The sequence below is a fragment of the Bacteroides ihuae genome (assembly GCF_900104585.1).
GTDB classification, from domain to species: Bacteria; Bacteroidota; Bacteroidia; order Bacteroidales; family Bacteroidaceae; genus Bacteroides; species Bacteroides ihuae.
On record NZ_FNVX01000006.1, the window covers coordinates 918,231 to 937,845 of the forward strand.

Here is a 19,615-nt window from a genome sequence, read left to right on the forward strand (position 1 = left end):
AGTTATCTTTGCGTCAACTATTTGTCTATAAGATTAGCAACAACAAGTATTTCTACAAATCATAAACAACGATGAAGATAGCATTAATAGGTTACGGAAAAATGGGCAAGGAGATAGAACAAATTGCCCTTAATCGCGGACATGAGATTGTTTGTATTATTGACGTCAATAACCAACAGGATTATGAATCCGACACATTCCGATCGGCCGATGTAGCCATAGAGTTCACCAATCCGATGGTGGCATACACTAACTATATGAAAGCATTTGCAGCAGGAGTAAAAGTTGTGTCGGGCAGTACCGGTTGGATGGACGAACATGGTGACGAGATAAAAGAACTGTGTAGAAACGGTGGCAAGACATTGTTCTGGGCATCAAACTTCAGTTTGGGAGTTAGCATTTTCTCCGCTGTGAATAAGTACCTGGCCAAGATCATGAATCAGTTTCCTGCTTATGACATAACAATGAGCGAAACTCACCACATACACAAACTCGATGCACCAAGTGGAACAGCTATCACGCTGGCCGAAGACCTGTTAGAGAACATCAATCGCAAAGATCGTTGGGTAAAGGAAGAGGCAAAAAGTGCGAATGAATTGCCCATCCACTCAATCCGTGAAGGAGAAGTGTGCGGCATACATACCATCCGTTACGAGTCCGATGCTGATAGTATCACTATCACCCACGATGCAAAAAACCGCAAAGCTCTTGCGTTCGGAGCTGTACTCGCAGCCGAGTATACAGTTGATAAACAAGGTTATTTGGGCATGAGCGATTTATTTCCATTCTTGAATGATTAAAAATAAAGATATCACAATGAAAAAAGCAACTCTCAACCAATGGATTAAGTGCAGTGCCATCACCGTCCTTTATCTGCTATTTCTTGTATGGGTTCAAAGTTGGTGGGGACTAATCGTGGTTCCTTTCATATTCGATGCCTACATCACTAAAAAAGTACCTTGGTCTTTTTGGCGTAATTCCAAAAACGTCGCTTTTCGTAGCGTGATGAGCTGGGTAGATGCAATCGTCTTTGCACTTGTAGCCGTTTACTTTGTGAATATATACATCTTTCAAAACTATCAGATACCTTCTTCTTCATTGGAGAAATCATTGTTGGTAGGCGACTTTCTATACGTAAGCAAGATGAGCTATGGACCTCGCGTACCGAATACGCCCCTCTCTATGCCACTGGCACAGCATACATTGCCGATACTCAATTGTAAATCGTATATCGAATGGCCTCAGTGGAGTTACAAACGGGTAAAGGGATTTGGGAAAGTGAAGCACAACGATATTGTGGTGTTCAACTTCCCCGCGGGAGACACTGTAGCAGTGAATTATCAACAAACAGACTTTTACTCACTAGCCTATCAAGAAGGACAACACGTCTATCCTAAACCCATCAACATGGACAGCCTATCTCGTAAAGAGCAACAGGAGGTTTATGATCTTTATTATGCTGCCGGAAGAAATGCCATACTTACTAACCCCCGAGAATATGGGGAAGTAGTCTATCGACCAGTAGATCGTAGAGAAAACTATGTGAAACGTTGTCTGGGTTTGCCGGGTGATACACTTAAAATAGTGAACAGACAAGTATATATCAACAATAAAATATCCACAAATCCGGAAGAAGTTCAATTCAATTACTTTGTGCAAACCACAGGGCCGTACATCCCTGAAGACATGTTAAGAGAACTTGGCATCAGCAAAGATGACCAGATGATGATGAGCAACAACTCTGGATGGGAAACAGAATTCATTCAAATGGGACTGGACGGCAGAAATGCTCAAGGAGTTTTAAATCCCATCTACGACCTTCCTTTAACCAAAAAGATGTATGATACTTTCACGAACAACAAGAAGTTAATACATAAAATGGTGAATGAACCGGATGAATATTCAGGGAAGCTATATCCTCAGAACCTATACAACAAGTGGAACCGAAACAACTACGGACCGATCTGGATACCGGCCAAAGGAGCAACCATTACTCTCACAGCAGACAACTTGCCTATCTATGAGCGTTGTATCCATGTTTACGAAGGTAACAAGCTGGAGACCAAAGATAATACCATTTACATCAATGGTGTGAAAACCGATAAATACACCTTCAAAATGGATTACTATTGGATGATGGGCGATAACCGTGACAAGTCAGCAGACTCTCGCTATTGGGGTTTCGTGCCTGAAGATCACGTTGTAGGTAAACCTATCGTCGTATGGCTATCGCTGGATAAAGATCGTGGATGGTTCGACGGAAAGATACGATGGAATCGAATATTTAAATGGGTTCATTAAGCAAGCCATGAGAAAAGGGACCGGCAGATGGATCATCGCATTAACCGGAGCAATAGCCATCGTGCTGTTGTTCCGTTGCTTTGCTTTCACCTCCTGCCTCATTCCTTCTTCTGGTATGGAAAACTCTCTATTTCAAGGTGAACGCATCTTGGTAAATAAATGGAGCTACGGACTCAGACTTCCGTTCATGTCACTATTCTCTTATCATCGTTGGATGGAGAAATCTGTCAGAAACGGTGAAATCATTGTTTTCAATAACCCTGCCCAAATTACCCAACCTGTCATCGATCAAAGAGGCATATATATCAGCCGTTGCATTGGACTTCCCGGCGACACATTGTTAGTAGACTCATTGTTTAATATTGTTTCGACCGGAAGACAATCTACTCCCGACGAAAAGAGACTCTACGCCTACCCTAGAGAAAAAGAAAGATCGATGGATTCGTTGCTTTCGATCCTTTCCATCGCAGGAAACCAGTTGATGGGACAGAACAGAGAAGAGAATGTACGCAGTTTTAGCCGCTATGAGTATTACCTATTGGGCCAAGCTGTAAAAGGCAAAAATTGGATTTATCCGCTTCCCGAGAAAGAAGGAGCAAGCTTAAAAACACTTCATCCATTCGTTATCCCGGGCAAAGGAAGAGTCGTAAGAGTCTACCCCTGGAACGCAACGTTACTACGCAATACATTAGTGCTACACGAAGGCAAGCAAGCTGAAGTGAAAAATGACACACTCTATATTAATGGTCGTTCAGTTCAGCATTGCTATTTCACCAAAGACTATTATTGGATGGCTTCCAACAATTCAGTGAACTTAGCCGATTCCCGACTGTTCGGACTCGTACCCAAAGATCACATCATCGGTAAAGCAAGCCTCATTTGGTTCTCCCAAGAAGAAAACGCAGGTCTATTCAAGGGCTATCGATGGAATCGCTTCTTTTCCTCGGTTCACTAAGTAATCTTTTAGTGAAGTGTATAACTCTCGTTAGCAAAATAAAAGTTTATAGTATAAATGAAAACCATTTATTTAAGTTCGGCCTATTTGGCCCCCGTAGAATACTACAGCAAGCTACTTGCCTATGACAATATTTTTATAGAGCAACACGACCACTATATCAAACAAACCTATCGCAACCGTTGCAATATAGCCGGCCCGGAAGGTATACAATCTCTCTCTATCCCCACCATCCGACCCGACACGTTGAAATGTGCAATGAAAGACATCCGCATCTCCGACCACGGAAACTGGCAGCATCTGCATTGGAATGCCATTGAGTCATCCTATAATAGTAGCCCATTCTTTGAATATTACAAAGACGATCTCCATCCATTTTACGAGAAGGAGTATACCTTCTTAGCCGATTTCAACGAAGAATTATGTGAGCTAATGTGTAGACTGATAGATATACAACCACAACTAGAACGTACTACAGAATATAAGTCAGAGTTTGCCTTAGATGAACATGACTTTCGTGAACTCATTCATCCGAAGAAAGACTTCTCCCTCGTAGATTCTGAATTTACAGCCAAACCTTACTATCAAGTATTCGAAGCACGTCACGGCTTTGTGCCCAACCTCAGCATCATCGACTTGTTATTCAATATGGGACCCGAAAGTTTGTTAGTATTATCAACTTTATGATTACATTTGCAGATATCAATCGTTTATTTAGGAACTGAGGTTCCTCTAAAATAGGTATAGATATTCACTCTAAAATTTAAATATCATGGCAAATTTATTCAGTGTAAAAAACAAAGTGGTAGTAATCACTGGCGGAACAGGTGTTCTAGGAAAAGCTATCGCTACTCATCTGGCAGAAGAAGGTGCTAAAGTAGTCATCATGGGCCGCAAAGCGGAGGTGGGCGAAAAGATAGTATCCGAAATTAAAGCCGAAGGTGGTGAAGCCATGTTCCTGGTCACAGACGTGTTAAGTCATGATGTGCTCGAGCAAAACCTTGCCGACATCCTCAATGCCTACGGACGGGTGGATGTTCTGCTCAATGCTGCCGGAGGCAATATGCCGGGAGCTGTGATCGCACCAACAGGAACATTCTTCGACCTCAAGATAGAAGATTTTCAGAAAGTGGTAGACTTAAACCTGACCGGAACCGTACTGCCCACGCAGATCTTCCTTAAACCGATGGTAGAACAACATTCTGGTTGCATCATCAATTTCTCATCCATGGCAGCTTTCCGCCCCATCACCCGTGTAGCCGGATATGCTGCAGCCAAAGCAGGCATCTCCAATTTCACCCGATTCATGGCTACAGAAGTAGCAACCAAATTTGGTGAAGGTATCCGTGTAAACGCTATTGCTCCGGGATTCTTCATCACTGAGCAAAATCGCAGCCTACTGACCAACCCGGACGGATCATACACCGACCGTGGCAACAGCGTCATTCGCCAAACTCCATTCGGACGCTTCGGACGTCCCGAAGAACTTTGCGGAACCATCCAATATCTCATGAGTGATGCCGCCGCCTTCGTGACAGGTACCGTAGCTGTGGTTGATGGTGGATTCGAAGCTTTTGCAATGTAAATCAATATTAAGAATGAAAACCATGCATTTAAGCGAACAAACATGGCGCTGGTACGGTCCTAACGACCCCGTCAGCCTATGGGATATCAAACAGGCCGGAGCAACAGGCATTGTCAATGCCCTGCACCACATTCCCAACGGTGAAGTGTGGACGGTGGAAGAGATCATGAAACGCAAAGAGCTCATCGAATCCGTAGGCCTCACATGGTCTGTGGTAGAAAGTGTTCCGGTGCACGAACATATCAAGACTCAAACGGGAGAATTTCAGAGATACATCAACAACTATAAAGAGAGCTTACGCAATCTGGGTGAGTGTGGCATCGACATCGTGACGTACAATTTCATGCCCGTGCTGGACTGGACACGCACCGATTTGGCTTACGAGCTACCCGATGGCTCTCGTGCACTTCGTTTTGAGCGAGCCGCTTTCGTGGCATTCGACCTCTTTTTGTTGAAGCGTCCCGGTGCAGAATCTGAGTACAGCGATGTTGAAAAGACTAAAGCGAAAGCTTGTTTTGAACAGATGAGCGAAGCCGACAAACAACTCCTCGTACGCAATATGATAGCCGGTCTTCCCGGTTCGGAAGAGAGTTTCACACTGACACAGTTCCAGCAAGAATTGGATCGTTACGAGAATATCGACGCTGAGAAACTACGTGCCAACCTCATCTACTTCCTTCAACAGATTGCTCCCGTGGCCGACAAAGCAGGCGTGAAATTGGTTATTCACCCAGATGATCCTCCTTGCTCTATACTGGGCCTGCCACGCATCATGAGTAGCGCGGCCGACTTCCAAACACTGGTTGAAGCGGTGCCCAATGACTCCAATGGGCTCTGCCTATGCACCGGTTCATTAGGAGTAAGCAGTAGCAATGATCTGGAAGCAATGATGAAAACATTTGGCGATCGCATCAATTTTGTCCATTTCCGAAGCACGCAACGAGATGCCGAAGGTAATTTCTACGAAGCAAACCATTTGGAAGGTGATGTAGACATGTACCATGTAATGAAAGCTTTCCTCGAATTGCAACAACGCAGAGGAACATCCATCCCAATGCGTCCCGATCACGGCCATCAGATGGTAGATGATTTGAAGAAGAAAACGAACCCCGGATATTCATGCATCGGTCGCCTCAGAGGGCTTGCCGAACTCCGCGGATTAGAGATGGGTATTGCTAAGTCTATCTTCTGAAAGTAGAAACAAAGAATAGAAGCTATCCTAAATAGAAACTCCCTGATTATATTCCAGAAGAAAATTGGAACCATAATCAGGGAGTTTTTGTATATTGCAGATAAATCCTCATAATCATAAGAATACGATTCATATCAATTGGCACAGACTTTTTCCCTTCGGAGATTTCTACTTCTAATGTCTGCGGAGAATGATAAAAGAACGTTTTTTATTTTGGTTGGTTCTCTAAGTTCAGTATCCAATGCCCTACATCTCTCCATTCACCAAACTTACGTCCAACTTCCTTCATGTGAGAAGACTGTACGAAGCCAAACTTCTCGTGCAGATGCACGCTACTCTCATTCGGAATGCAGATTCCGGCAAGCAGCACATGCGTATTTTCTCTGTTCACATGCTCTAATAAGTGCTTATAGAGCGTTGATCCCAAACCTTTGCCCGTATAATCCTTATCAAGATACACTGTCACCTCCTTCGTAGAGCTGTATGCACAGCGGTTATTCCACTTATGCATATAATAATAGCCTACTACTTTCCCGTCCAACTCACCCACATAATAGGGCAATCCCGATTCTTGGACATCATTAATACGTTGTTGCATTTCCTGTACTGAAACAGGACTTGTTTCGAAAGTGATTGCTGTGTGCTCTATGTAGTGATTGTAAATCTCACTCAACACCTTTGCATCTTCCGAAGTTACTTCTCTGATCTTCACACCTTTTCGTTTTAATTCTGCGTTTATACAAATAGTACTACAAAAGTACAAATATGTCAAAGAAACGAGCACATTCTAAGACTTTTTTCTCGATAAAGCAGGTATATTATTTCAGAAACATTTAAACAAACATCGTCGATTGAAAAAGATTCGCCGAATAATCTTCAATCCGAAAGAACAACTGAAGCTCAAATCATTCGCTCTCTTCAATGAGTTGTTTCAAAATGCAATTAAACAACCGCTATTAAGCATTGATTCAATAGATAAAAGACCCATAAAAAACAAATAAGTAAGACAGAAAGCAAAATACCATGTATTAGGTATTCTTTTTTAGAAGTAAAGCAACTATCTTTGCGCCTACTATTCACATATTTTTTAGTTTAGAAAAGAATATTTGCGAATAAACGATAAAAGAACACCAGTAATTAAACCAAATATGAAAAGAAACAGAGTATTCTATCGAAGAAAACTGTTACACGGCCTGCTCAACACAGCATGGGTGGCAGCAGTATGCATCATGGCATTCCCCCAAGGCCTGCATGCACAGTCGTCGGCCAAGGGGAAACATTCCATATCAGGAACAGTATATGAAGCTGGCACAGGTAAGAAAATACCTTTATCTTATGCTAGCATTCTTATTCAGCAGATGGGCACAGGAACTATGTCTGCAGATAACGGAACATTCATGCTCAAAGATTTGCCCGCAGGCAAGGTGAATATCACCGTACAATCACTAGGTATGGTGAAAATAGACACCACTCTAATCGTCAGCAAAGACATTACCCATCTGGAGTTCTACATGAAGGATGCCAACTTTGCAATTAAGGAGATAGTAGTAACAGCTACGGCCAACAAAGCGGGACAAGCAACATCCTCCACCATTGCCCGAACAGCTATGGATCATATGCAAGCCACCAGCCTGAGTGATATTCTACAATTATTACCCGGGGGTGTTAGCAAAAATCAAGATCTGAATTATACATCTCAGATAAACATTCGCACACTTTCTACAGATGGGAGTAATATGAATGGACTTGGATCACTCATCGTAAAAGATGGTGTACCACTTTCCAACAACGCTAACATGCAGGTATTAAATCCATCGTTAAACGGAGCCACAGTAGGTATTGGAGGATTAAGTGGTGCATCCGGAGGGGTGGATTTACGCCCCATTTCATTGGATAATGTAGAGTCGGTAGAGGTAATCAGAGGTATTCCTTCGGTACAATATGGAGATTTGACTTCGGGAGCGGTAATTGTTACTTCCAAAGCCGGACGTGAGCCTTATAAGATCAGCTTTAAGACAAATCCGAACATCGTGCAAACTTCGGTGAACAAAGGTTACGGGCTGGGAGCCAACAAAGGGAACCTAAATATCAGTGCTGACTATGCATACAACATTAAGCAACCTTCAGAGTCTTACGCTTATTACCAAAGAGCGACGGCACAAGCACTCTATTCTAATTCATTCTTTAATAAAAAACTACGCTCCAACACCAGTGTAGAATTCACTTTCGGAGAAAATAGACGAAAGAAAAACCCCGACGATGAAACTTTACAGCTGGCTGAAAGAGGAAAAGAAGCTGGTGTTAAGTTAAGCACCAACGGGACTTTTAACATGAACTATGGCTGGCTGAAAAATATACGATATGCTCTGTCTGCCAACTATTCCTCCAAAAAGAGTCATTACGAAACCGTGCTGGGTGCAGGAAATTACCCCTACTCCATGACCACCACGGACGGAGCTGTGCTGAGTAACAAACCGGGAGTAGACGTATACGATTCAGAAGGGAACAAAATCACCAATATCCCTGCCGGAGAGGAAAATCTGTATGCCTACTACACCCCGTCCAGCTATATGACGAAGTATGATATTGACGGAAAAGAGGTCAACACGTTTGCCCAAGTCATCGCTAATCTCGTAAAGAACACCGAATACCTAAACAACCGCATCTCTCTGGGAGCAAGCTTCAAAAGCGATGGTAATGTGGGAGACGGTAAGACGTTCGATCCATCAGCTCCGCCCTACCGCATTAATTCGGTCAACAATTCAAGTTCAAGACCCAGATCATACAAAGACATTCCTTTTGTACACCAGCTCAGTGCCTTTGCCGAAGAAAACTTCTCCTATAGTTTTGGTCAGCACGAACTGAAGTTTCAAGCAGGTGCAAGATATGACAACATACTGGGCTTCAGAGACATCATCACTCCACGTGCCAACCTTTCCATAGACGTGATACCTTCTTTACTCACCCTACGAGGTGGATACGGCGTTACCGCCAAATCACCCACAGTGCTGTATCTACATCCGGAAGATGCATACTTTGAATATGTCAACCTCAACACTATGGCTAGCAGTACTGTCCCTGAAGCACAACGCATGCTGGTAACAACTACTCGTGTGTTCGACACTAAAAGCCGAAACCTGAAAATTGCAACCAACAAAAAGACGGAAATAGGTTTGGACATTACGCTGAGTCAAAAGATGCGCTTATCCGTAACCGGATTCAAGGAGCGGATGAATAATGGTTATTACATGAATGAGGTTTATACACCCGTAACCTATCAAACGTATAAAACAGGCGCATTGCCTACAGATGGAACATCATTCCCCACTTTGATAGCAGACAAGCAGTATTCGGTACTATCTAATTATTCGTCTGCCAGCAACAACCTGACAATGAATACCGATGGTGTGGAACTGGACTTCAACACGGGACGTATAGATGCCATTCGTACAGCATTTGTGTTGAGTGGAGCATGGATGCAAAGCGAAACCTATAACAATGGATACACCTATTATTCTTTGTTCGTTACCGATCCGGCTAAAGCACCGCATATCGGGATGTACGAACCTGGAATGAAAAAAAGATACCAAGAGCGAATATCTACTTCCCTAAGGATGGTACACAACATTCCAAGCCTGAAGATGGCTGTAACTCTAACCACACAAATGATCTGGAAAGATGCCGATTGGTACAAATTCGGTAACGACTCCGTCCCCGTGAAGTACATCAACAAGAATGACGGACAGGTGTACGATTTCGATCCGGCAAATCAAAACAGTAGTGAGTTTGCAAGTATCATGCGCAAAGTAGAAAAGAAAGAGTACATCAAAGAAAGTATGCCGCCTTTGTTATGTATGAACCTGAACCTTAGCAAGGAAATAGGAGAATACATGCGTGTCTCTTTCTTTGCCAACAATATGTTCTCTTCGCACCCGCTCTACGAAGACAAACGATCACCCGGAACATACGAAAGACGGAACAATAACTTGTTCTTTGGTGTAGAATTGCTACTCACACTGAAATAAATTAAAATGAATATGAAAAAACTAAATATAATCAACCGAACAGCCGGATTGCTCTTATTATCGGCTGTATTGAACGGATGCAGCGGACAGTTTAGCGATGCTTTTGACGCTAAAGACATTAAAACGATGACCATAACGATAGAGGCGGATATGAGCATTGAAGGCTTGCCTGCTCCCGAGGAACTGAACGTGACGCTCCAAAATTATACGGAGAACATTAAGATAACCGGTACAGTAGGAAGTGACGGCACAGTTACCGTATCAGGTATTATTCCGGGTCTATATAACATCAACATCACCGGAAAGACCGAAGTGGAAGGAGATGCCACCTATTACCTCAACGGAAACGTGGTGAATTATTCCATCGTAAGTAATTCAAAACCACTAAAAATACCGGTTAAAGCGATGGTTGCCGGTAAATTACTCTTTAAGGAAATATACTACTGTGGATCTAAATACCCTAAGGGAGGGTCTAATGGTTACTTCCGCGACCAATTCTATGAGTTGTACAACAATACAGAAAAGGTCATTTATCTCGATAAGATCTATTTCGCCGACCTTGCACCAACTATAGCAACGGCTAAGCTCCCTATGTGGCCCGAAGAAGATGGAAATAACTATGTATATGCCACCAATATTTGGCAATTTCCCGGCAAAGGAACGGATTATCCGTTAAAGCCAGGTGAGTCATGCGTCATCTCACAGTTTGCCACCAACCATAAAGTTGAAAAATATAATCTTAATAGCCCGATGGATTGCTCTTCTTCCGAATTTGAATTTAACTGCCATAATGCCAATTTCCCCGATCAACCGGCAACAGACATGACTTTTATTTATGCAAATGGAACTGCATCAAATACATTACTCCAATACATGGTTACAATATTTGGAGGTGCATACGTCCTTTTCCAAGTTCCTGACGGGGTTACGTATGATCCGGTAAAAGATAAGTCGCTGAACACAACAGATTTAGCATCCACATCTACCAAGCTCTATGCCAAAATCCCCATTGATTATGTAATAGATGCCGTAGAAGCAGGGCAAAACGAAAGTATGATTGTTGGCAAGCGTGTACCTGGGCTACTTGATTCGGGGATGACGTATGTCGGCCAAACCTTTATCGGAGTCGGTGTAGCACGTAAAGTGAAAGAAACCCGCGCTAATGGTGATCTGGTATTTGAAGATACTAATAACAGTACGGACGACTTTGAACGAGGCCTTGTACCCCAATTCCGTCGTTACAATACAAAGATGCCTTCGTGGAATCATACGTTATTAAAAAAGTAAGCAAGATTAGAGTTTTAATACAACTAGAACGTTATGAAAAAAAACAATATAAAAAAGATTGCTACTCTCTGCACACTGCTGTTTGCAACGCTCACAGTGAATGCTCAACAGAAAGAGGAGGCAACTCAAAACACTCCGGCAGCGGCAGAAAAAGTCAGGATGAAAAGCCTTTGGATGGGAAGTTCCAATTCGGCAGGGCTTTTGCTGGATAAACCGCTGAATTATACCGAGGTGGCACTGGGATATGAGAACTACAAGGGCAACTTCAAGAAGGCCCAACAAGGGGAAGACGGACAAAACATCACCTTCAATGCTGAAGGTAGTGTCAATCTGAAATCAACTTATGTATGGGGTAGTTTTGGTTATTCCAGAGAGAAAATAGGTAATTCGGGGTACAACGCTTCGCTGCTCGATCCCTATCGCGGTATGCCTTATTACACTGCAGATAGTCTTTTAAGCGATTGGAACAAGCAATACTACACACTCCAATTGCGGACGGCAACCAAACAGTATTGGAACTTTGTTTCTTTTGGTTTGGATTTGCTCTATCAGAATGCCATGGGAGCCAAGCAAAGAGACCCACGTTCAACAAACACGCTATATACCATTAATGTGAAGCCGGGAGCTGTATTCTCATTGGGTGAAAAGCATCACTTGGGATTGAATCTGGAGTATAGCAACTTCAAAGAAGAATCGGATATGGACATTGCAAATTCTTACGTCAATCAAACGTATTATTACCTTTATGGATTAGGCAAAAGTGTCCAGAAAGTAGGTTCGGGACGTTTCTGCCTATATGATGCCAGCACCATTGGTGGTGGGCTTCAATATAATTATCAGGGAAGTGTCAATTTACTATTCACCACCAACTACTCTATGAAAGTGGAGGATGTGAAAGAAAACTCAAGCACGCCCAAGCTGGACGGAACAACCAGAGACGGATTATTCTCCGCCAACCTGAAAGCTTATACCGACCTTTCAAAGCCCTATTCATCCTTCTTCACAGTGGGTTATAGCGACCGCAAAATTGATGGCATAGAGTACATCAACACTTGGAACAATGCAACCGGAGCAACCGGATGGGTGATTGAATACAAGAGTGTACGCTCTAAATACAAAACTCAAAACGCACAAGCCCAGTACGAGCTGGTGAAGAACAAAGGCGATGAATACAGCTGGAAGGCAGGGGCTACAGTGGGCTACAACAAGAACAAAGACACATATCTCTTGCCTGTATCTCTGAAAGAAAATGAACGACTGGATTACGGAGTAAACGGCAAAGTAAATATTGCTTTGTCCGACAAGTTCACACGGCGTTTGCTGGTAGAGGCTTCTGCTCTGTATAGCAACGGCATGAGCGGAACGTACAGCTACCAAGGGCAACACCCCGAGTATATCGTCGTAACGGGTCTGATGCAGAGCGATTTTAATTACTCGATATCCGACTACGGCCAGTTTGCCCTTTCGGCTGCTTACTCGCAACAGATAGATGCTCAGAGCAAAGGCAATCTTTTTGTGAAAGGTAGCTTTTGCTATCAGAAAGCATACAGCTTTGACTACAACCACCGCTCGTTCTTCAAAGTAAGCTTTGGATGCGAGTTTTAAACCAACAAATATGAATCCATTAAAACAAGTAAACATGAAAAAGTCTCTTTTTATACTCCTGTTTTTAGTACAGGCCGTCGGCCTATGGGCCGCACCGGAGGTTATCAAACCCGGCATTCAATCCAAAACCTCGTTTGCCATCATCATCGACTCACAGAGTTATGAGAAGGCGAAAGAAGCTGTCAATGCCTATCGGGCTGTGATTGAAAAAGATGGTCTGGGAACTTATATCATTGTCGACAATTGGCAATCGCCGCAAGACATTCGCAAGATATTGCTCGACTTGTATCAACAGAAGAAGAGTCCGTTGGAAGGGGCTGTTTTTGTAGGAGACATCCCCATCCCGATGATTCGGGACGGGCAGTTTCTTACCTCGGCCTTCAAGATGGATCAGCGTATGAACTGGAAGCGCTCAAGTATCGCTTCAGATCGTTACTATGATGATTTCGACCTCAAGTTCGACTTCCTGAAGAGAGATGAAGACAAACCACTCTATTTCTATTTCTCCCTCACTCCGGAATCTCGCCAATATCTCCGTTCAGACATTTACACGGCGCGGATAAAGCCTGTAATTATCGATGGAAAGGATAAATATGAACTATTGAACAAGTATCTCGCCAAAGTGGTAAAAGAGCGTTCGGAAGAGAACCCCATCAACAACCTTTCTATGATGCGCGGACACGGATATAACTCTCAGGCACGTGAGGCATGGGCCGGCGAACAGTTGGCCTTGAGAGAGCAATTCCCCGATTTGTTCAAAACAGGAAACCTTGTTCGCTTCTCCGACTTCGACTCCGAATGGCCGGCCAAGGATTACTACCTTAGAGAAGTGCAACGTCCGGATTTGGATATTGTATTGTTTCACCATCATGGTGCCAGCGACACTCAGTATCTGAACGGATACAAGGAAGGAAGCGATCCGAACACCTCGATTGACAACATTCGTCAATATCTCCGCGGTAAAGTGAGGGAGGCCAAAAGAAAAAAGAAAGATGTAGAAGAGACGATGCAGAACTATATGAAGATGTTCGGTGTACCTCGTGAATGGATGACCGATGCTTTTGATTCTGCTAACATCTTAAAAGATTCTCTGCTGGATGCTTCGCTGGATGTGCATTTGGAGGATTTACATGCCATCAAGCCGAATGCCCGTTTTGTGATGTTCGATGCTTGCTACAATGGATCGTTCTACGAAGATGACTACATAGCGGGAGCTTATATCTTCTCTGACGGCAAAACAATCGTTACGCAAGGTAACACCGTGAATGCCATACAAGACAAATGGCCGGATGAATTTATCGGTTTGCTCAATTGTGGCATACGCATCGGACAGTGGCACAAACATGTGCAGTTCCTCGAGACGCACTTAATCGGCGACCCTACATACCGATTTAAGAATCTGGCAGATCCTTCGCTCAACATCAACGAAGCTATCACTCTGCATGCCAAGGACAACAAACTATGGCAAAAATTACAGAAAAGCCCCATTGTGGATGTTCGTTGCATCGCTTTGCGCAAGTTATATGAGAATCATGATGCGTCACTACCCAAAACGCTGAAAGAAACTTTCAGCAACTCCGGTGCAGGAGTAGAAAGAATGGAGGCCATGCGCTTACTTTTCTTACTCAATGCTCCCGAGCTGCATGATGTGTTGAAACTTGCTGTGAACGACAGTTATGAACTTGTACGCCGCTTTGCTGTGGAGTATATATCAGAGACCGGATCGGACGACCTTATACCGGCATTGGTAAACACGTTGCTCAACGACTGGACATCTACGAGAGTGCAATACAAGGCCATGGACGGTGTTAAACTGATGAATACAGCTAAAATGGCAGAAGAAATAAAGAAGCAGGCTGCGGAATCCAGCCAGTGGGTAAACAAAGATGCGATAGTAAAAGAGTTGTTAGACAAAGTAGAAAGGTTGGAAGCAGGAAACAAGAAAGATCTGGATGCTGTAATGGATACAGCTACTTCAAAGAAGGAAAAGATGTTTGCCATCAGATCTTACAGAAATAATCCTATTCATGAGATAGCGCCTCAACTCTGTACATTCTCTCTTGACCCGAACAGGGATGCGGAACTTCGGATAGCTGCGATTGAAGCTTTGAGTTGGTTTACACATTCATGGCAACAAGATGTGATTATAGCAGCTTGCGACAAACTTATTGCTACAGATAGCAACAAAGATATTGTTCGTCAGGCACAGAAAACAAAAGCCCGGTTATTGCCGGAGTAATTTTTCATTGAATACGAAAAAGGGGGTTGTCCAAAAGTCCGGACAACCCCCTTTTCATTCTATCACTACGCTTTTATGCCATGGCGTTGGCACCCAAAGCACCCAACACTGCCGATCCTACGGCAATGACAACTTTCAAAATCACATTCCAATTAAGTTTTTTCATTGTTTTTCGTTTTTTTGTTGGAGAAGCAGCCTCGAGGCTGCCTGTTCCTGTTATTCATCTTAAGTTATACTCTCACCTTTTGCGACTTAGAAAGAGGACTAGGCGGGCAATCATATTCAATGGAAAGCAAAACGGGATTATCGACGATACTCGCAAAGAGTATCCTAGACTCAGCAATCATATTCAGCGGAAGGAGTCGATGATTCCTCTTGCTCCACTTCGAGAGCTATATGCCTTAACCAGGTTAGTTCCTCCTCTACCACATCCATTGCCTCATCTAGTGTATCTACCTGATAGTACCGAAGAATATAAGCCAGTTCGGCTTCCAAACCCGACCATTTCAGTCGCTCATAGTCCACTACTCCCATCTTATTACATTCATGCAGATACATTATTCGTATCCTGCCTCATTCATCTTTGTCGATGGAAAGGAATCATCCGCAAGAAATTTCTCATTTCGGATGATTCCGATCGTGTTAAGCAGTGGGATCTTTCGGCTTATCGCCACCAGCATCACTACTTCCTCCATTCGAAGCAGTACCCTCACCTTTGATGTAAAAGAGGACATTATTGGCACTTCCACGGGTGGTAGCCGTGGTGTCATTGGCCAAACGGAGAGAATTATCTACTGCAAAGCGGATATTCACCCGTTTGATATTCTTCACCGTGCAATCCTTCTCCACAGCCGTACCGGTGCTGCTAAAGGTGATGTAGAACGTTCCGAGGCCATCTACTTTTACCTTGTTGCCCTCAGTGAGGACTTTCTTTAACTGCCGTACAAACGACTGCATAGTGTGCTTCACATCTTCGGCAGAGAGTGATCCGGAAGTCTCGATGTCTTGAGCGATACTTTCGATGGTAGCCACTTTGGAACTTCCCGACTCCTGCCTGAGGAAGTAAAGCTTGGGCGATGTCTTATCGCTCAGCAATTTGTTGCGCTGATAGCGCTTTACAGGTACTGACATACTTGTTGCTGTTTTTAATTGTGATACAATACTGTTTATTCCGAAGAGAGCAGAGAAATAATACTTCGCAGGCCTGCAAAAGAAGTGCTTTCCCTATCTCTTCCTTGCAAAGGTAACACAAGCCGTTGTCGCGTTTCGGGCCTATACGGAGATGGGTGGAGACAAAAAGGCATAAAGGTAAATAAAGCTATCAAAAAGTTTTCTTTAAAAGGATAGCTTATGACTAATAACAAGAGCGGCAACCTAATAAATAAGTTGCCGCTCCTGTTTTAATCATTAAAGAAATTACAGAATCTTGTGGACAATGGAATATTCATTCTCCAATTCCCAGCCACGAATGGCTATGCTTTTCTGTTTCTCATTAGGCTCTTTAGTCCATGTCACTGTCAATTCACCTTTATGGTCTTCCAATTCACTAATGATTAATGGCTCACCTTTACTAGCAAATTCTTTTGCTAAAAAGCAAGAAACTCTTGAAAGTCTTTCAAGCCTGAAAAGTTCGTCGTCTCGTTCAATCGATAATTTAATTACCATTTTCCTTTTATTTTAATACATTCAAATATACAGATTATTATCTAAAATGCAATTAAAAATCACTTTTTCCTATTTTTACCAATGTAATTAATCAATTGATCATTTGTCTGTCAGCCGATTATTTTGTATCTTTAAGCAAATAAAAACAACGATGAGTACAATAAACGAAGAGAAACCTTTCCGCATACAGAGCTACGGAAAATCAGAATTGGCGGCATTCTATCTACCAAATATCACCCGAAAAAGTGCAGCCGACACGCTGAAACGGTGGATAAGCAAGATACCCGGACTGAACAATGCATTGCAACAAGCCGGATTACTATCCGCAGACAGATATACTCCGCTGCAAGTGCAACTCATTGTAAATGCATTGGGGGAACCTTAAAGCCAAACGACCAAGGTTCCCCCACACACAGAAACAAATCAAGAAAAGCAATTGCTATAGAGAAGGAAATTCGCTACGCAGCAGTTTTGCCGCATCAACCATTCTGATTAAAGACTCCTTCGTCTCCGCCCATCCTCTGGTCTTCAAACCGCAGTCAGGGTTTACCCACAAACGCTCGGGAGGAAGAACCTCTAACGCTTTCTTCAACAAAGCCACAATTTCATGCTGAGAAGGCGTACGCGGAGAGTGTATGTCGTACACTCCGGGCCCTATTTCATTGGGATACTTGAATTTCACAAAAGCATCGAGCAACTCCATTTGCGAACGAGAACATTCGATCGTTATCACATCCGCATCCATCCTGGCGATGTGCTCAATGATGTCATTGAACTCAGAATAGCACATGTGCGTATGAATCTGAGTGGCATCGTCAACTCCACTCGAAGAGATGCAGAAGCTCCTCACCGCCCAGTCCAGGTAAGCCTTCCAGTTGCCTCTGCGAAGCGGAAGTCCCTCCCTGATGGCAGGCTCGTCTATCTGAATGATTTTAATGCCCGCCTTCTCCAAGTCGCACACCTCATCACGAATAGCCAGGGCTATCTGTCGGCAGGTTTCAGAACGCTCCTGATCATTGCGGACAAACGACCACTGCAAGATGGTAACCGGCCCCGTCAACATGCCTTTCACATATTTGGAAGAGAGCGATTGCGCATAAACCGCCCAATCCACCGTCATCGGATGAGGCCTGTGCACGTCTCCGTAAATGATGGGAGGCTTCACACATCTCGAACCGTAACTCTGCACCCATCCGTTTTGTGAGAAAGTAAATCCGGCTAACTGCTCGCCAAAATACTCCACCATATCGTTGCGTTCAAACTCCCCGTGAACCAATACATCCAGTCCGACAGACTCCTGCCACTCTATGGCCTTTTTCGTTTCTGCTTGCAACAAATGTTTGTAGTCGGCGGCAGAAAAGAGTCCTTTCTTAAACTTAGCACGCCATGAACGAACATCCGCCGTCTGCGGAAAAGAACCAATCGTGGTAGTCGGAAACAGCGGCAGATTGAGTACCTTGTGCTGCAAAGCCGCTCTTATGGGGAAAGGACTCTTCCGGCTCGTATCCTTATCGGTTACAGCAGCACTACGTTGCTTCACCTCCCGGTTGTGAATCAGCAAAGAGGTCTTTTTATGCGCTATGGCAAATTTGTTAGCCTCCAGCTTCAACCGAGCTTCATCAGAAAAATTACCATCCGAAAGGATTCTCAGAGTCGACACCTCATCCACCTTTTGCTTGGCATAAGCCATCCATTGTTTCATTTCGGGAGTAAGAACATCCTCCTTGGTCTCCAAATCCAAATCATAAGGCACGTGCAGAAAAGAACAAGAAGCTGCCACAAAAACACGTTCCGAACCCAGAGCATCTGCCGCCTTCTTTATTACTTCCAGAGACTGCGTAAAGTCATTCTTCCAGATATTACGCCCGTCCACAATGCCCAGCGATAAGCTCATCTCAGCAGGCAATTGTGCCAAGACATCACCCAACTGTTCGGGACAACGCACCAAATCAATGTGCAAAGCATCCACATCCAAAGAAGTGGCCAGTGAAGTATTCTCGTTCAATCCGTCGAAATAGGTAGCCACCATTATCTTCAAGCGACATACCTGCCTGAGATGTCGGTACACGTTCACATACTCTGCTTTTGTCTTTTTGTCTATATCCAGTGCCAGAAAGGGTTCGTCCATCTGCACCCATTCCGCACCTTCATTTTCGAGCGATTTGAGTATCTGAACATAGACAGGCAAAAGCCTCTCCAGCAAAGAGAGACGATCAAAACCACCCTCTTTCTCCTTGCCCAGCAGAAGATAAGAGATAGGGCCTGAAATCACCGGTTTAGTTTTGATGCCCAGTCTTTTTGCCTCTTTATATTCTTCCAAAGGTTTATTGTAGTACAAAGAGAACTGCTGGTCTTTCGTAAATTCGGGCACAATATAATGATAGTTCGTATCAAACCATTTGGTCATTTCCATGGCAATAACATCCTGCCCCTCATTCTGAAAACCACGTGCCATAGCGAAATACAGATTCAGTCTATTGCCCGCCAAAGCCTCATAGCGTGAAGGAACGGCACCCACAGTGAGCGTCATATCGAGAATGTGATCATACAAAGAGAAGTCATTCGACGGAATCAGATCGATCCCGTTTTCTTTCTGCAAGCTCCAGTTCCGCTTTCTGATGGCAGCGCCCTCCTCTAAAAGCCCTTCGGCTGAGATGCTGCCTGACCAATAGTTTTCGCAAGCCTTCTTCAGCTCACGATGATTACCAACTCTCGGGTAACCCAGAATGTTTGTACGCATATTCTTTATTACATTTATTTA

Annotated in this window: 17 protein-coding genes; 11 read left to right on the forward strand and 6 right to left on the reverse strand. The window is 43.7% G+C overall.

All coding sequences use genetic code 11. From position 1 onward, the window contains the following. Positions 1-71: 71 nt before the first annotated feature. The 6 genes from dapB (at position 72) to uxuA (ending at position 6,033) form a co-directional block, all read left to right on the forward strand. Positions 72-800 (forward strand): 4-hydroxy-tetrahydrodipicolinate reductase, encoded by a 729-nt coding sequence (dapB, locus tag BQ5338_RS14440; RefSeq protein ID WP_071147501.1) that lies wholly within the window; start codon positions 72-74, stop codon positions 798-800. A 16-nt stretch (positions 801-816) separates the two neighbouring features. Continuing rightward, positions 817-2,301: a S26 family signal peptidase gene (locus BQ5338_RS14445; RefSeq protein WP_071147906.1), complete on the forward strand. Its 1,485-nt coding sequence runs from the start codon at positions 817-819 to the stop codon at positions 2,299-2,301. Positions 2,302-2,308: 7 nt separating this feature from the next. Then, the gene (gene lepB / locus BQ5338_RS14450) at positions 2,309-3,256 is read left to right on the forward strand and encodes a signal peptidase I (protein WP_071147502.1); all 948 of its coding nucleotides are present in this window, start codon (positions 2,309-2,311) and stop codon (positions 3,254-3,256) included. Positions 3,257-3,313: 57 nt separating this feature from the next. Continuing rightward, positions 3,314-3,943 (forward strand): WbqC family protein, encoded by a 630-nt coding sequence (locus tag BQ5338_RS14455; RefSeq protein ID WP_071147503.1) that lies wholly within the window; start codon positions 3,314-3,316, stop codon positions 3,941-3,943. Between the two features lie 85 nt (positions 3,944-4,028). Next, positions 4,029-4,841 (forward strand): SDR family oxidoreductase, encoded by an 813-nt coding sequence (locus tag BQ5338_RS14460; protein ID WP_071147504.1) that lies wholly within the window; start codon positions 4,029-4,031, stop codon positions 4,839-4,841. Positions 4,842-4,863: 22 nt separating this feature from the next. Further along, on the forward strand, positions 4,864-6,033 hold the full coding sequence (gene uxuA / locus BQ5338_RS14465) for a mannonate dehydratase (RefSeq protein WP_071147907.1): 1,170 nt from the start codon (positions 4,864-4,866) through the stop codon (positions 6,031-6,033). 208 nt (positions 6,034-6,241) lie between these two features. Here uxuA and BQ5338_RS14470 read toward each other — a convergent pair whose 3' ends face one another. Then, complete coding sequence (locus BQ5338_RS14470; protein WP_071147505.1) at positions 6,242-6,745, reverse strand: GNAT family N-acetyltransferase; 504 nt, start codon at positions 6,743-6,745, stop codon at positions 6,242-6,244. Positions 6,746-7,181: 436 nt separating this feature from the next. Here BQ5338_RS14470 and BQ5338_RS14475 point away from each other — a divergent pair, with 436 nt between their 5' ends. The 4 genes from BQ5338_RS14475 to BQ5338_RS14490 are packed head-to-tail and all read left to right on the forward strand — an operon-like array spanning position 7,182 to position 15,189. Continuing rightward, positions 7,182-10,058, forward strand: a complete 2,877-nt coding sequence (locus BQ5338_RS14475; protein WP_071147908.1) for a TonB-dependent receptor — start codon at positions 7,182-7,184, stop codon at positions 10,056-10,058. 12 nt (positions 10,059-10,070) lie between these two features. Beyond that, positions 10,071-11,345: a DUF4876 domain-containing protein gene (locus tag BQ5338_RS14480; protein ID WP_071147909.1), complete on the forward strand. Its 1,275-nt coding sequence runs from the start codon at positions 10,071-10,073 to the stop codon at positions 11,343-11,345. A gap of 33 nt (positions 11,346-11,378) precedes the next feature. Beyond that, entirely contained in the window at positions 11,379-12,950 is a 1,572-nt protein-coding gene (locus BQ5338_RS14485; protein ID WP_071147506.1) for a DUF6850 family outer membrane beta-barrel protein, read from the forward strand. Positions 12,951-12,984: 34 nt separating this feature from the next. Next, entirely contained in the window at positions 12,985-15,189 is a 2,205-nt protein-coding gene (locus BQ5338_RS14490) for a HEAT repeat domain-containing protein (RefSeq protein WP_071147910.1), read from the forward strand. A gap of 73 nt (positions 15,190-15,262) precedes the next feature. On the opposite strand, the gene BQ5338_RS16900 is transcribed toward BQ5338_RS14490, so the two are convergent. From BQ5338_RS16900 to BQ5338_RS14505, 4 genes are all read right to left on the reverse strand, one after another. After that, positions 15,263-15,355 (reverse strand): smalltalk protein, encoded by a 93-nt coding sequence (locus BQ5338_RS16900; RefSeq protein WP_159431332.1) that lies wholly within the window; start codon positions 15,353-15,355, stop codon positions 15,263-15,265. Between the two features lie 170 nt (positions 15,356-15,525). After that, complete coding sequence (locus BQ5338_RS14495; protein ID WP_139265263.1) at positions 15,526-15,723, reverse strand: hypothetical protein; 198 nt, start codon at positions 15,721-15,723, stop codon at positions 15,526-15,528. A gap of 108 nt (positions 15,724-15,831) precedes the next feature. Continuing rightward, positions 15,832-16,320 carry an HU family DNA-binding protein gene (locus tag BQ5338_RS14500; RefSeq protein ID WP_071147508.1) on the reverse strand — a complete coding sequence of 163 codons (489 nt, stop codon included), beginning with the start codon at positions 16,318-16,320 and terminating at the stop codon, positions 15,832-15,834. Positions 16,321-16,605: 285 nt separating this feature from the next. Beyond that, positions 16,606-16,854, reverse strand: coding sequence for a hypothetical protein (locus BQ5338_RS14505; protein WP_071147509.1), 249 nt, complete (start codon positions 16,852-16,854; stop codon positions 16,606-16,608). 151 nt (positions 16,855-17,005) lie between these two features. Here BQ5338_RS14505 and BQ5338_RS14510 point away from each other — a divergent pair, with 151 nt between their 5' ends. After that, positions 17,006-17,239, forward strand: coding sequence for a DUF4248 domain-containing protein (locus BQ5338_RS14510; protein WP_071147510.1), 234 nt, complete (start codon positions 17,006-17,008; stop codon positions 17,237-17,239). 54 nt (positions 17,240-17,293) lie between these two features. Here BQ5338_RS14510 and metE read toward each other — a convergent pair whose 3' ends face one another. Further along, complete coding sequence (metE, locus tag BQ5338_RS14515; RefSeq protein ID WP_071147511.1) at positions 17,294-19,594, reverse strand: 5-methyltetrahydropteroyltriglutamate--homocysteine S-methyltransferase; 2,301 nt, start codon at positions 19,592-19,594, stop codon at positions 17,294-17,296. Positions 19,595-19,615 lie beyond the last annotated feature (21 nt).

Coding starts and splice junctions, on each gene's coding strand:
- BQ5338_RS14490 (WP_071147910.1), top strand. CDS start 12,985: ATGAAAAAGTCTCTTTTTATACTCCTGTTTTTAGTACAGGCCGTCGGC.
- BQ5338_RS14495 (WP_139265263.1), bottom strand. CDS start 15,723: ATGGGAGTAGTGGACTATGAGCGACTGAAATGGTCGGGTTTGGAAGCC.
- BQ5338_RS14475 (WP_071147908.1), top strand. CDS start 7,182: ATGAAAAGAAACAGAGTATTCTATCGAAGAAAACTGTTACACGGCCTG.
- BQ5338_RS14485 (WP_071147506.1), top strand. CDS start 11,379: ATGAAAAAAAACAATATAAAAAAGATTGCTACTCTCTGCACACTGCTG.
- metE (WP_071147511.1), bottom strand. CDS start 19,594: ATGCGTACAAACATTCTGGGTTACCCGAGAGTTGGTAATCATCGTGAG.
- BQ5338_RS14505 (WP_071147509.1), bottom strand. CDS start 16,854: ATGGTAATTAAATTATCGATTGAACGAGACGACGAACTTTTCAGGCTT.
- uxuA (WP_071147907.1), top strand. CDS start 4,864: ATGCATTTAAGCGAACAAACATGGCGCTGGTACGGTCCTAACGACCCC.
- BQ5338_RS16900 (WP_159431332.1), bottom strand. CDS start 15,355: ATGAAAAAACTTAATTGGAATGTGATTTTGAAAGTTGTCATTGCCGTA.
- BQ5338_RS14510 (WP_071147510.1), top strand. CDS start 17,006: ATGAGTACAATAAACGAAGAGAAACCTTTCCGCATACAGAGCTACGGA.
- BQ5338_RS14445 (WP_071147906.1), top strand. CDS start 817: ATGAAAAAAGCAACTCTCAACCAATGGATTAAGTGCAGTGCCATCACC.
- dapB (WP_071147501.1), top strand. CDS start 72: ATGAAGATAGCATTAATAGGTTACGGAAAAATGGGCAAGGAGATAGAA.
- BQ5338_RS14455 (WP_071147503.1), top strand. CDS start 3,314: ATGAAAACCATTTATTTAAGTTCGGCCTATTTGGCCCCCGTAGAATAC.
- BQ5338_RS14480 (WP_071147909.1), top strand. CDS start 10,071: ATGAAAAAACTAAATATAATCAACCGAACAGCCGGATTGCTCTTATTA.
- lepB (WP_071147502.1), top strand. CDS start 2,309: ATGAGAAAAGGGACCGGCAGATGGATCATCGCATTAACCGGAGCAATA.
- BQ5338_RS14460 (WP_071147504.1), top strand. CDS start 4,029: ATGGCAAATTTATTCAGTGTAAAAAACAAAGTGGTAGTAATCACTGGC.
- BQ5338_RS14500 (WP_071147508.1), bottom strand. CDS start 16,320: ATGTCAGTACCTGTAAAGCGCTATCAGCGCAACAAATTGCTGAGCGAT.